Here is a 12,034-nt window from a genome sequence, read left to right on the forward strand (position 1 = left end):
CGGAGCCTGCCGTGGTCTTCGCCTAGGTGTTGGCGGCCTTGGCGAAATAGATCTCGGCCGGGCCGGGGAAGTTCCGCTGGCGCACGTCGTCCGCATAGCCGGCGATGGCCTTGGAGATCTCGCCGCGCAGGTCGGCGTAGCGGCGCACGAACTTGGGCGTCCAGTCGAACAGGCCCAGCATGTCGTCGGTCACCAGGATCTGACCGTCGCAGCCGGCCGAGGCGCCGATACCGATGGTGGGGACGGCGATGGTCTCGGTGATCTCCCGGGCCAGGCCCTCGGCCACGCCCTCGACAACGACGGCGAAGGCGCCGGCCGCGGCGGTGGCCTTGGCCTCCTCCAGGATGCGGGCGCGTTCGTCCCCGCCCCGGCCCTTGGCCTTGAAACCGCCGTCCACCAGCACCGCCTGGGGCCGCAGGCCCACATGGCCCATGACCGGCACGCCGCGCTTGACCAGGTATTCGATGGTGTCGACCACCGTGGTGCCGCTCTCGACCTTCACCGCCGAGGCGCCGGTCTCCTTCATGATGCGGACGGCGTTGTCATAGGCGGTCTCCGGCGCGCCCTCGTAAGAGCCGAAGGGCATGTCGACGACGACCATGGCCTTCCTGGAGGTCCGCATCACCGCCTGGCCGTGCAGGATCATCATCTCCATGGTGACGCCCACGGTGTTGGGCAGGCCATGGACCACCATGCCGACGCTGTCGCCCACCAGCAGCAGGTCGCAGTGCTCGTCCAGCAGTTCGGCCATCGGCGCTGTGTAGGCCGTCAGGCAGACGATGGGCACGCCGCCCTTGCGCGCGGTGATGTCCGGCGCGGCGAGGCGCCGGACGGTCTCCTGACGGTGGGACGACATCAGATCTCCTCGATCACGCGGGTGAGCACGAAGCCCATGGCCAGGACGGCGAGGCCGCTGGCGATCCAGACCACGGTCCAGTCGGACTGCACCATGGCGAACAAATCCATGCCCGGGCGGGCCTGGGCGATGCCGGCCTGCAGGATGCGCGAGGAGCCTTCGGAGGCGTCCTCCACCCGCTGGACGAAGTTGGACATGATCAGCTGGCTCGCGCCGATGACGCCGCCGGCCAGACCCGCGGCGCCGATGAACCAGCGGCGCAGGTTCCAGCCATAGTTCAGCCGGCGCTCCACGCGCGCGGCGAAGGCGCTCTCGTCCGGGAAGACGGGCGCCTCGGCGAAGAGCCGCTCAAGGCGGCGTTCGAAATCGATCTCAGCCATTGCCGCGCCTCCCCTCAAGCTCCGCGCCCTCAGGCGCCAGTCGCGTTCTGAGCTTCTCCAGACCACGTTTGACATGGGATTTGACCGTTCCAAGCGGCAGATTCAAGGCGTCCGCGGCCTCGGCGTGGGAAAGGCCCGCGCCGTAGCACATGCTCACGCAGAGACGTTCCGCCGCCCCCAAACACTTCATGGCTTCATCCAGATCGATGCGGCCGGCGGCGTCGGGGTGGTGGGCGGTCTCCGCCCCCTCCTCGGCTTCGACGGCCAGGCTCGCCAGACGCCGTTCGCGCTGCAGGCGCTTCAGGTACTGACGGGCGGCGATACGCTTGACCCAGGCGGCGAAGGTCCCCTCGCCCCGGAACTCGGTGATGCTCTCGAAGGCCGCGAGGAAGGCGTCCTGGGCCGTGTCGTCGGCCTCCGCCCCACCCGCGCCCATCCGGCGCAGGAGGCCCCGCACGGCCGAGCCATGCCGACGGACCAGCTCGCCAAAGGCGCCCCGTTCCCCGGCGGCGGCGAGGGCCGCCAGCTCCACATCGTGGAGGCTCGCATACCGTAGCTGTTGTGCGCCCGACATTGGGCTTGCTCCCCCTGGAACCGGCCTACTTGGCGCGCCCGAAGAACGAGATGGCGATGAAGGCCAGGCCGATGAACCCCGGGAAGGCGGCCATGCCGATCAGCGGATAGAGGGCGTCCGGCTCCTCGAAGCTGATGGCGAAGCCGAAGGCGGCCAGGCCGACGGCGACGCCCAGCCAGATGATGCCGACGCGCAGGTCGCGCATCGGCGAGGCCGGCGCCTTGATCTTCACATCGCTGGTGATGGCCTCGATCACCTCGGCGGGGATCGGCTGGCCGTGTTCGATCGAGGCCTTGAGGGTGTCGTGCAGGCGCGAGCGTTCGCGGCTCTTCAGATAGCTGGGCACCAGGAACAGCGAGGCGATCGAACCGAAAACGATGAAGACGATGAGGACGGCTTCCATGATGTGGTCTCTCCAGTTGGGGCCGTTTCAGCCCGCTTCTGTAGGGAAAGAGGCGCGCTCCGGTCCGTACAGATGCAAGCGGAGCCATGAAATCTTTGTCATCATCGGAAACTCAAGACCGCCCCGAGCCGTCCGGAGGCCAGGGCCACGAACAGGGCCGCCCCGCCGAGGGCCAGGCCCGCGGGCGCCAGGCCCTGCGCCAAGGCGTGCAGGGCCGGCCGCAGCACCGGCCAGAGCATGGCCAGGGCGCCGGCGCCGGCGAGGCTGGCTGCGGCGATGAAGGCCAGTTCCTGCTGGAAGCGCCGGCGCGCCACCGCCTCCAGGACGCTCGCCGAAAACGCCGGGTCGCGGGCCGGCGGAAGATCCTGGGCGAACAGGACGGCGAGGTGATCGTCAGGCCGGGTCATCGGCTCTCCCCAAGGCTTGCAGCAGACGCGAACGGCCCCGCGTCACGTGCGATTTCACTGTGCCCAGCGGAAGCGCCAGAATCTGGGCGGCCTCCGCGTGGCTGAAGTCCCCGGCGAGACAGAGGGCGACCGCGGCCCTCTGTTCCACCGGCAGGTCAGCCATGGCCCGATCCAGGGCCAGGCGGTCGGCGGGATGCGGCGCGTCTGTCGTCGGCGCCGCCTCCTGGTAGTCCGCCTCCCGCCGCCTGGCGCGGCGCGCCGAGCGCAGGGCGGTCAGGGTCTTGTTATAGCCGATCCCGCAGAGCCAGGCCCGCACATTGGCGTCGGGCGGCAGCTCGCCGATCTTCTCCCAGGCGGTCAGGAAGGTTTCCTGGGCCAGGTCGTCGGCCAGGGCCCAGTCGCCGCAGGCCCGGCGCAGGAAGGCCCGCAGCGCCTGTTGGTGGCGCTCGACGAGCCGGGCGATGTCCTGCGTCGGAACATGGCCGCCATCGAACGCCATCGGCGTCATTTGCCTTTGAAGCTGGAGGACAGGAGCGCCAGGGCCAGGTTGGCCGCGGCGATGCAGGTCAGGATGATCGCCACCACCCGGAAGGGCCCGACCGTGCCCGGCACGAAGGCGTATTGCGAAGCCACCCAGAAGGCGGCGGCGATGGCGCCGGTGTAGATGGCCGAACGAAATTGCCAGTAGGGGCCGTGCCGATAGTATCGGCGATAGGCGCGCCGCCCGCGGCGGCCGCGATAGTCATCGTCGTCGTCCCAGGCATCGTCCTGCACCTGGCGCAGCAACTCGGGCGGCACGTCCTTGCCCTGGGCCGAATAGGTCTTGATCAGGTCCAGGGCGTCGCGGCTGCGCTGGTAGCTGAGCCAGCGGTCCCAGGCCGCGAATATGAAGCCGCCGATCGGAAAGATCAGCCACCAATAGCTGTGGAAGAAATCCTGCACGGTCGATGTATCCATGAGCTTGAGCCCCCGAGTGATTTCCGGGGCGGGGATTTCGCCTGTCCGCCCGTTTCATCCCTAGTCGCCGCCACGGCGCCGATTGGATGCACGGCCTCGGACGAATTTCTGACGGGCCAGGTCAACTGTGCGGATAGGTCCTGCGCACATGGGCCAGGGACCTGACCGCCAGGGCCTCCAGCACGCCGAGATCGACGTCCGAGAGCCGCTTTATGTAGAGGCAACCCTTGCCGGCCGTGAACTTGCCCAGCTTCGCCAGCAGCGGCTCTTTGGCCATGCCGCCATCGGCATAGATTCCCATCAGGTAGAGGGTCAGGGCCGCCTTGCGCGGCGAGAAGCCGATGCAGGGCGCGTCGCCCTCCCGGCCGCTCTCGTAACGGTAGTGGTACTGGCCAAAGCCCACGATGCTGGGCCCCCACATCTTCGGCGGCCGGTCGCTGAGCATGGCCAGCAGATCGCACACGGCGCGCGCATCTGCCTGGCGCGGAGCCGGTTCGACGGCGGCGAGGAAGGCCTCGACATCGGCATCGGTGGGTTGGGTCTTGTTCTGCTGGGCCATCTCCGCCTCCCAGCTAAAAAGTCTAGCACCGGGACCGGCGGCGCCTAGGCGAAGGAGGACGCATAGGCATGGGGCGTGAAGCCGACGATGACGCCGCCGCCGACATCCAGGACCGGCCGCCGGATCATCGAGGGCTGACCCAGCATCAGGGCGATGGCCTTGGTCTCGTCGAGGTCGGCCTTGTCGGCCTCCGGCAACTTGCGGAAGGTGGTTCCCGAGCGGTTCAGCAGCAGCTCCCATCCCACCTGGGCGGCCCAGGTCTCCAGGCGCGCGCGCTCGATCCCGGCGGTCTTGTAGTCGTGGAAGGCGTAGGCGATCCCGTGCTGGTCGAGCCAGGTCCGCGCCTTCTTCATCGTGTCGCAGGCCTTGATGCCGTAGATCGTCACCGACGGGGGTCGCGCCATCTTGAGTTCTCCGAGGTCGCATCGGGTTTGCGTCCTGCGCCCCGACCCGACAAACTGAGCCTGTCCAAACCACGCCCTGTGACTGAGATCAAACCCGGTCGGGTCGGGCCCTGATACTCGCCATCAGCCGGTCTCGCCGGCCCCTTGGGATCGCCGCCATGAAACATGCCGTTGTCCTCGCCCATCCCAAGTCCGACAGTTTCTGCGCCTCCATCGCGCGGACCTGCGTCGAGACCCTGACGGAGCTGGGCCGCACCGTGGTTCTGCGCGACCTCTACGCCATGGACTTCGACCCGCGCCTGAAGGCTCAGGAACTTCCCACCGACGCCGGGTTCCAGGCCGGCGCCGACGTCGTCGCCGAGCGCGGGCTGCTGGCCGACGTCGACAGCTTCATCTTCGTCTATCCCTTCTGGTTCAACGCCCCGCCGGCGATCCTGAAGGGCTATGTCGACCGGGTGTTCGGCATGCGCTTCGGCTTCGCGCCGGCCTCGGACGGCACCGAGCCCCTACTGGAGGCCAAGAGCCTGCTGAGCTTCTCCACCTCCGGCGCGCCGGACCAGTGGGTCAATTCCACCGGGGCGCTCAAGGCCCTGATGACGGTGTTCGATTATCACCTGGCCGGGGTCTGCGGCCTGACGGTGCTGGGCCACTCGCACTTTGGCGGCATCGTCCCGAACCTGGCGGAGGACCCGGCCGCCGACATGCTAGACCAGGTGCGCGCCGCCCTGCGCAGCAGCTTCGCCGCGGACGCCTCCGCCTAACCAACCGGTTCCCATGACCACTCGCAACCTCGACGCCCTCTTCGAGCCGCGGGCGATCGCCCTGGTGGGCGCCAGCAACACCCCGCACACGGTGGGCGCCGTCCTGGCGCGCAATCTGCTGGAGAGCGGCTTCAAGGGCCCGGTCCTGGCGGTCAATCCGCACGAGCAGGCGATCCGCTCGACCCTCAGCTATACCTCGGTGGCCGACCTTCCCATCACCCCGGACCTGGCGGTCATCGCCACCCCGGCGCCCGGCGTGCCCCAGATCATCGCCGAACTGGGCGCGCGGGGCTGCCGCGCCGCCGTGGTGATCTCGGCGGGTTTCGCCGCCGGCGAAGGGGGGCTGCGCCAGCAACTGCTGCAGGCCGCGCGGCCGCACCTGCTGCGAATCGTCGGCCCCAACTGCCTGGGATTCATCTCGCCCAAGCGCGGGATCAACGCCAGCTTCGTCCACCTGACCCCGGCCGCCGGCGGCATCGCCCTGGTGGCGCAGTCGGGCGCCGTCACCGCCGCGGCCCTGGACTGGGCCAATAGCCGGGGCTTCGGCTTCTCCCACGTGGTCACCATCGGCGACGCCGCCGACGTCGATTTCGGGGACCTGCTGGACTATCTGGCCCTGGATCCCGAGACCAAGGCGATCCTGCTCTATGTCGAGAGCATCACGGACGCGCGCAAGTTCATGACCGCCGGCCGGATCGCCGCCCGCACCAAACCGGTGGTGGTGATCAAGGCCGGGCGCAGCGCCGCCGGGGCCAAGGCGGCCTTCTCCCACACCGGGGCCCTGGCCGGCTCCGACGCGGTCTATGACGCGGCGTTCCGGCGGGCCGGCATGCTGCGGGTGGGCGAACTGCGGGAGCTATTCGACGCCGTCACCACCCTGACCGCCGGTCTGTCGGTGCAGGGGGACCGACTGGCCATCCTCACCAATGGCGGCGGCGCGGGCGTCATGGCGGTCGACGCCCTGGAAGCCCGGGGCGGCCGGCTCGCCACCCTGTCGGCGGAGGGGCTGGAACGCCTGGCCGCCGGCCTGCCCGCCAACGCCTCGCGCGGCAATCCGGTGGACATCCTCGGCGACGCCCAGGCCGACCGCTACAGCCTGGCCCTGGAGGTCCTGCTGCAGGAGCCCGAGGCCGACGCCATCCTGGTGCTCAACTGCCCCGTCGCCGTGGCCGACAGCGCCGATGCGGCCCGGGCCGTCGTGGCCAGCTACGCCAAGGCCAAGACCAAGCCGCCGATCTTCAGCTGCTGGCTGGGGGACGGCGCCGTGGCCGAGGGCCGCCGCGTCCTGGCCGCCGCCAAGATCCCCACCCACGAGACTCCCGACGAGGCGGTGCGGGCCTTCACCCACCTGGTGGCGCACCGCCAGAACCAGCAGATGCTGCTGCAGACCCCGGCCCTGTCCTCCGGCGTCAGCCGCGATCCCGCCGCGGCGCGCAAGCTGATCGAAGCGGTGCTGGCGTCGGGGCGCACGGAACTGACCGACCCCGAGGCCCGCGAGGTGATGAAGGCCTATGGCGTCCCGGTCATCGAGAGCCGCGCCACCCCGACGCCGGAGGCGGCTGGCCTCGCCGCCGAGGCGATCGGCGGCCCGGTCGCCCTGAAGATCCTGTCGCGGGACATCAGCCACAAGTCCGATGTCGGCGGCGTGGTCCTGAACCTGACGGGCGCGCAGGCCGTGGAGGCCGCCGCCCACCGGATGCTGGAGACCGTCGCCGCCGCCAAGCCGGAGGCCAGGATCGACGGCTTCAGCCTGGAGGCCATGATCCTGCGCCCGAAGAGCGAGGAGTTGATCGTCGGCGTCCTGCAGGACGCGGTCTTCGGTCCCGTGGTGCTGTTCGGCCGCGGCGGCGTCGCCGTGGAGGTGGAGGGCGACCGCGCCATCGGCCTGGCGCCGCTGGACGACGTCCTGGCCCGCGAGCTGATCGGCCGCACCCGGATCTCCAAGCGCCTGGCGGGCTATCGCGACCGCCCGCCCGCCGACCTGGCGGCCCTGTCGGAGGCGCTGATCGGCCTGTCGCGGCTGGCGGCCGACCTGCCCGAGGTGGTGGAACTGGACATCAATCCCCTGCTCGCCGACGCCGACGGGGTGATCGCCCTGGACGCCCGCATCCGCCTGGCCAAGCCGGACCACGCGCCGCGCGCGGCGATCCGGCCCTATCCGGAGGGCCTGACCCATTCGGTGAGCGTCGGGGACGCCGCCCTGACGGTGCGCGCCATCCGGCCCCAGGACGCCCCGCGCCTGATCGAGATGCTGGACCAGAGCACGCCGGAGGATGTCCGGCTGCGGTTCCGCACCGGCTTCCGGCCCCTGCCGGCGAGCTGGGCCCAGCGGCTGTCGCAGATCGACTACGACCGCGAGATGGCCCTGGTGGCGCAGGCGGCCGACGGCGCCATCCTGGGGGTCTCGCGCCTGGCGGGGGACCCGGAGGGGGCGACGGCGGAGTTCGCCCTGATGGTGCGCAGCGACTGGCAGAACCGCGGCCTGGGCCGCCTGCTGCTGCAGGAGCTGCTGAGCTATGCCGCGGCGCGCAAGCTGGCGCAGGTGTGGGGCGAGATCGACCGGGAGAACCGGCCGATGTTGGAGATAGCCGCGGCCTTCGGCTTCGAGCGCGGCCCCGCCGAGGACCCCACCCTGACGCGGGTCATCAAGACCCTGTCCTGACCGCCCCAACCTGCGATCGGCGAACCCCGCTCCTCCAGATCAGGCTTGTCGGCCCCGGAATATCGCCGTCCTAATCCCGCCAGTCGTGGCTTGGAGGAATCGGGATGTCGAACCAGCAATCAGGCGCCAGCCTCGTTCCCAGCCGCCGCGCGCTGCTGGCCGGGGGCGCAGCCGCCACCCTGTTCGTCCCGGGCCTGGCCTTCGCCGTCAGCGGCGACCTGGCCGCCATCCGCAAGGCCGCCGAGAAGGGCTATGACGCCTCGGTCAAGCGCATCCAGGACTGGATCGCCCTGCCCTCCATCGCCGCCGAGAACCGCGACATGGACAAGGGCTGCGACTACATGATGGCGCTCGCCAGGGACGCCGGCTTCCAGCACGTCGAGAAGGTTCCCACCGACGGCCATCCGGGCGTCTTCGCCACCCTGGACGTCGGCGCCAAGCGCTGGATGGGCGTCTACTTCATGTACGACGTGAAGCAGTTCGACCCGGCGGAGTGGAGTTCGCCGCCCCTGGAGGCGCGCATCGTCGACAAGCCGGGCTTCGGCAAGGTGATCGTCGGCCGCGGCGCGGTGAACCAGAAGGGGCCGCAGGCCGCCTTCCTGGCCGCCCTCCACGCCATCCGCGCGGCCGGCAAGACGCCGCCGGTGAACCTGGTCCTGGTCTGCGAGGGCGAGGAGGAGATCGGCAGCCCCCACTTCCGCCAGATCGTCACCAAGCCCAACGTGCTGGCCGCCCTGAAGACGTGCGAGGGCGTGGTCATTCCCGCCGGCTGGCAGAGCCCCAGCGATGGCGGCGTGACCGTCAACCTGGGCGCCAAGGGCATCGTCGAGTTCGAGCTGGTGGCCAGCGGCGCCAAGTGGGGCCGGGGCCCCAAGACCGACATCCACTCCAGCGAGAAGGCGCGCGTCGACAGCCCGGCCTGGCGCCTGGTCCAGGCGCTGTCGACCCTGGTGACCCCGGACGGCAACAGGCCGGCCATCGACAACTATTTCGAGAAGGTCCGGCCCCTCACCGCCCGCGAGAAGGAGCTGATCGCGCTGGCCGGCCGGCAGCTCAGCGAGGCCGACGCCAAGAAGGCCCTGGGGGTCGAGCGCTTCATCGACGACCTACCCTGGGAGAAGACCCTGGAGCGCCTGGCCTCCCAGCCCACGGTCAATATCGAGGGGCTGGTGGCGGGCTATACCGGGCCGGGCGGCAAGACCGTCCTGCCCGGCCGGGCCGTGGCCAAGATCGACCTGCGCCTGGTGCCCAACCAGACCGCCGAGGACTCGGTGGCCAAGCTCCGCGCCCACCTGGACAGGCGCGGCTTCCAGGACATCGAGATCAATGTCGGCGGCGGCTACGACCCCACCGAGACCGACGAGAACAGCCGCCTGATCCGCGCCGAGCTGGCCACCTACAAGCGCCAGGGCGTGCCCACCACCCTCTATCCGCGCCTGGCGGGGTCCTGGCCCGGGGCGGTGTTCACCTCGGCCCCGGTCAGCCTGCCCGCCGGGCAATTCGGCCTGGGCCACGGCAGCGGGGCGCATGCCCCCAACGAGTACTATGTGATCGAGTCCAGCAACCCCAAGGTCGAGGGCCTTGTCGGGTCGACCATGAGTTATGTGGACTTCCTCTATGAGATCGCCTCGGCGAAATAGGCGCCCATGACACCGCGCGCCCGGCCCGTGGCGGTCAGCGCCGGCGTTCTAGTCTGTCGCGGCGTGGGCCCTGACCTGGAGTTCCTGCTCGTCCATCCGGGCGGGCCGTTCTGGCGGGGCAAGGACGTCGCAGCCTGGTCCATCCCCAAGGGCCTGGCCGAGGAGGGCGAGGATCTGCTGGCCGCGGCGCGGCGAGAGTTCCAGGAGGAGCTGGGCCTGGCGATCACGACACCGCTGACGCCCCTGTCCCCCCAGCGGCAGCCGGGCGGCAAGACCGTCCAGGCCTGGATGACCCAGGCCGATCTCGACCTGGCCGCGTTCCGGAGCAACAGCTTCGAGATGGAGTGGCCGCGCGGTTCCGGCCGGATGCGGAGCTTCCCGGAGGTCGACCGGGCCGCCTATGTCCCGGCCGAGGAGGCCCTGATCAAGATCCATCGCGGCCAGCTGCCGATCCTGGTGGAAGCCCGCCAGCGCCTGGGCGGCTAGACGCCGGGCCGCGGGGCCGCCTTGGATCGCCGCCGTCCCCACCCCATCTTGGAGGCCGGACGTGGCTGGGCTTCACCAAGCCGGGCGTCTAAAGTCGAAGCCCTTGAAGGAGAAGATCGATGAGTCAGGAACGTGCGGTGCTGGCCGGCGGGTGCTTCTGGGGCATGCAGGATCTGATCCGCCGCTATGACGGCGTGATCTCCACCCGGGTCGGCTATTCCGGCGGCGAGGTGAAGAACGCCACCTATCGCAACCACGGGACCCATGCCGAGGCCATCGAGATCCTCTTCGATCCGGCCAGGATCAGCTACCGCGCCCTGCTGGAGTTCTTCTTCCAGATCCACGACCCGACCACCAAGGACCGGCAGGGCAACGACCTCGGGATGAGCTACCGCTCGGCGATCTACTATGCCCACGAGGCGCAGAAGAAGGTCGCCCTGGACACCATCGCCGACGTCGAGGCCTCGGGCCTGTGGCCGGGCAAGGTGGTGACCGAGGTCGCCCCCGTGGGCGACTTCTGGGAAGCCGAGCCGGAGCACCAGGACTACCTGGAACGCATCCCCAACGGCTACACCTGCCACTTCGTGCGGCCAAGCTGGAAACTGCCGGTCCGCGCCTCGGCGTGACGGCATCGCCCTCGTTCTCGGGGAAACCCGAGCGATAGCGTGTGATGAAGCTGTATCTGCTTCCCCGCCACTTGCCGAAGATGTCGATGGGATAGTTGAACGAAGTCCGGCGGACTTCAGGAAGGAACCGGGGCTTCAAGGTTTCGACGATGAAGCGCTCGCACGCGGCGCTGACGACGGCCCGCTCCTGCGCCGTGAGCGCCGGCACCCTCCAGGTCCGTCGCAATCACCCGGCTGTCGCGGCCCTGTCGAGCGCCTTGTCCAAGGTGACAAGATCCGCCCCAAATTGCCTCGCGAGCCAGAGATAGCTCGCATCGTAGGCGGTCAAGCCGGTCTCCAGGGCCAGTTCGACGACCGCGTCATGATTGACCGCAATTTCCTCCACGCCAAGCCGAACGCTCAACTTGAGGCCGGCCAGAAGCGCTTCGCGCTGGTGGGGATGACGGCGGCATTTCACCAGACAGACGTTCGCCAACTCGAAGGCCAAAAGGTTGGGCGCGATCAGCCGGGCGCCGTCGAGCCGTTCCGCGATCACCTCACCTTCCGGCTCGCCGAACAGGAGAGCCGCCAGAGCAGAGGCGTCGACGACCTTAGCGGCGGTCACGATTGGCGCGGACGATCGAGACGGCTTCCCCCGGCGTCTCCAATCCGAGTCGACGCACCTCGGCCAGGACTTCCGCCGGCGTCGATGGCTGATCTTCGCGAGTAGCGCTCTCGATGATCGCCAGGAGTTCCCCCTGCAACGATCGGTGATGCCGCCGCGCTCGTTCCCTCAGGCGCGCCACGACATGGTCTGGCGCGTTCTTGATCGACAGGTTGGTAGGCATGGCTTCGTTTTGGCTCCGAAATGGAGCAAATCGTATCACGCCTCCCATTTCTGTCGAAGTGGGACTTCGTCCCCCTCAGAAGCCGTTGAGAGTGCGGCGCGCATCCTCAGTGGGATGGCTACCGACATCTATTCCCACTCGATGGTCCCGGGCGGCTTGGACGTCACGTCGTAGACCACGCGGTTGACGCCCCTCACCTCGTTGATGATGCGGGTGGCGCAGCGGCCCAGGACTTCCCAGGGGAATTCGAAGAAGTCGGCGGTCATGCCGTCGGTGGAGGTGACGGCGCGCAGGGCGAGCACGTCCTCGTAGGTGCGGGCGTCGCCCATGACGCCGACCGTCTTGACGGGCAGCAGCACGGCGAAGGCCTGCCAGATCTTGTCGTAGAGGCCGGCCTTGCGGATCTCGTCGAGATAGATGGCGTCGGCCTGCTGCAGGACGGCGACCTTTTCGCGGGTGATCTCGCCGGGGATGCGGATGGCCAGGCCGGGG

The 12,034-nt window shown here is 69.4% G+C and carries 16 protein-coding genes and 1 pseudogene; 5 read left to right on the forward strand and 12 right to left on the reverse strand.

All coding sequences use genetic code 11. From position 1 onward, the window contains the following. Positions 1-22: 22 nt before the first annotated feature. From panB to Q7T09_RS14550, 9 genes are all read right to left on the reverse strand, one after another. Positions 23-856: a 3-methyl-2-oxobutanoate hydroxymethyltransferase gene (gene panB, locus Q7T09_RS14510; RefSeq protein WP_304700602.1), complete on the reverse strand. Its 834-nt coding sequence runs from the start codon at positions 854-856 to the stop codon at positions 23-25. Then, positions 856-1,236: a hypothetical protein gene (locus Q7T09_RS14515; RefSeq protein WP_304700603.1), complete on the reverse strand. Its 381-nt coding sequence runs from the start codon at positions 1,234-1,236 to the stop codon at positions 856-858. Before Q7T09_RS14515 ends, panB begins: the two co-directional genes overlap by 1 nt. Beyond that, on the reverse strand, positions 1,229-1,810 hold the full coding sequence (locus tag Q7T09_RS14520) for an RNA polymerase sigma factor (RefSeq protein ID WP_304700604.1): 582 nt from the start codon (positions 1,808-1,810) through the stop codon (positions 1,229-1,231). Before Q7T09_RS14520 ends, Q7T09_RS14515 begins: the two co-directional genes overlap by 8 nt. 25 nt (positions 1,811-1,835) lie before the next feature. After that, the gene (locus Q7T09_RS14525; protein WP_304700605.1) at positions 1,836-2,213 is read right to left on the reverse strand and encodes a DUF6249 domain-containing protein; all 378 of its coding nucleotides are present in this window, start codon (positions 2,211-2,213) and stop codon (positions 1,836-1,838) included. Positions 2,214-2,314: 101 nt separating this feature from the next. Next, positions 2,315-2,620: a hypothetical protein gene (locus Q7T09_RS14530; protein WP_304700606.1), complete on the reverse strand. Its 306-nt coding sequence runs from the start codon at positions 2,618-2,620 to the stop codon at positions 2,315-2,317. Continuing rightward, complete coding sequence (locus tag Q7T09_RS14535; protein WP_304700607.1) at positions 2,607-3,119, reverse strand: RNA polymerase sigma factor; 513 nt, start codon at positions 3,117-3,119, stop codon at positions 2,607-2,609. Before Q7T09_RS14535 ends, Q7T09_RS14530 begins: the two co-directional genes overlap by 14 nt. Before the next feature lie 5 nt (positions 3,120-3,124). Beyond that, positions 3,125-3,577: a hypothetical protein gene (locus tag Q7T09_RS14540; protein WP_304700608.1), complete on the reverse strand. Its 453-nt coding sequence runs from the start codon at positions 3,575-3,577 to the stop codon at positions 3,125-3,127. Positions 3,578-3,698: 121 nt separating this feature from the next. Continuing rightward, positions 3,699-4,136: a DUF1801 domain-containing protein gene (locus tag Q7T09_RS14545; RefSeq protein ID WP_304700609.1), complete on the reverse strand. Its 438-nt coding sequence runs from the start codon at positions 4,134-4,136 to the stop codon at positions 3,699-3,701. Between the two features lie 44 nt (positions 4,137-4,180). Beyond that, the gene (locus Q7T09_RS14550; protein WP_304700610.1) at positions 4,181-4,540 is read right to left on the reverse strand and encodes an ArsC family reductase; all 360 of its coding nucleotides are present in this window, start codon (positions 4,538-4,540) and stop codon (positions 4,181-4,183) included. Positions 4,541-4,698: 158 nt separating this feature from the next. On the opposite strand from Q7T09_RS14550, the gene Q7T09_RS14555 reads away from it, so the two are divergent. From Q7T09_RS14555 to msrA, 5 genes are all read left to right on the forward strand, one after another. Then, complete coding sequence (locus Q7T09_RS14555; RefSeq protein ID WP_304700611.1) at positions 4,699-5,301, forward strand: NAD(P)H-dependent oxidoreductase; 603 nt, start codon at positions 4,699-4,701, stop codon at positions 5,299-5,301. A 13-nt stretch (positions 5,302-5,314) separates the two neighbouring features. Next, complete coding sequence (locus Q7T09_RS14560; RefSeq protein WP_304700612.1) at positions 5,315-7,963, forward strand: bifunctional acetate--CoA ligase family protein/GNAT family N-acetyltransferase; 2,649 nt, start codon at positions 5,315-5,317, stop codon at positions 7,961-7,963. 104 nt (positions 7,964-8,067) lie between these two features. Next, positions 8,068-9,603 carry a M20/M25/M40 family metallo-hydrolase gene (locus tag Q7T09_RS14565; RefSeq protein ID WP_304700613.1) on the forward strand — a complete coding sequence of 512 codons (1,536 nt, stop codon included), beginning with the start codon at positions 8,068-8,070 and terminating at the stop codon, positions 9,601-9,603. 6 nt (positions 9,604-9,609) lie between these two features. Continuing rightward, the gene (locus tag Q7T09_RS14570; protein ID WP_304700614.1) at positions 9,610-10,089 is read left to right on the forward strand and encodes an NUDIX domain-containing protein; all 480 of its coding nucleotides are present in this window, start codon (positions 9,610-9,612) and stop codon (positions 10,087-10,089) included. Positions 10,090-10,208: 119 nt separating this feature from the next. Next, complete coding sequence (gene msrA / locus Q7T09_RS14575) at positions 10,209-10,715, forward strand: peptide-methionine (S)-S-oxide reductase MsrA (protein ID WP_304700615.1); 507 nt, start codon at positions 10,209-10,211, stop codon at positions 10,713-10,715. Between the two features lie 226 nt (positions 10,716-10,941). On the opposite strand, the gene Q7T09_RS14580 is transcribed toward msrA, so the two are convergent. The 3 genes and pseudogenes from Q7T09_RS14580 to Q7T09_RS14590 all read right to left on the reverse strand — a co-directional run. Next, positions 10,942-11,319: a type II toxin-antitoxin system VapC family toxin gene (locus Q7T09_RS14580; protein ID WP_304700616.1), complete on the reverse strand. Its 378-nt coding sequence runs from the start codon at positions 11,317-11,319 to the stop codon at positions 10,942-10,944. Continuing rightward, a complete protein-coding gene (locus Q7T09_RS14585) occupies positions 11,306-11,542 on the reverse strand; it encodes an Arc family DNA-binding protein (protein ID WP_304700617.1) in 237 nt (78 codons plus the stop codon). The genes Q7T09_RS14580 and Q7T09_RS14585 overlap by 14 nt, the downstream gene beginning before the upstream one ends. A gap of 128 nt (positions 11,543-11,670) precedes the next feature. Continuing rightward, positions 11,671-12,034: pseudogene (locus tag Q7T09_RS14590) on the reverse strand (GMP synthase (glutamine-hydrolyzing)); the annotation flags it as partial.

The organism is Phenylobacterium sp. (assembly GCF_030645195.1).
In the GTDB taxonomy this organism is placed as follows: domain Bacteria; phylum Pseudomonadota; class Alphaproteobacteria; order Caulobacterales; family Caulobacteraceae; genus Phenylobacterium.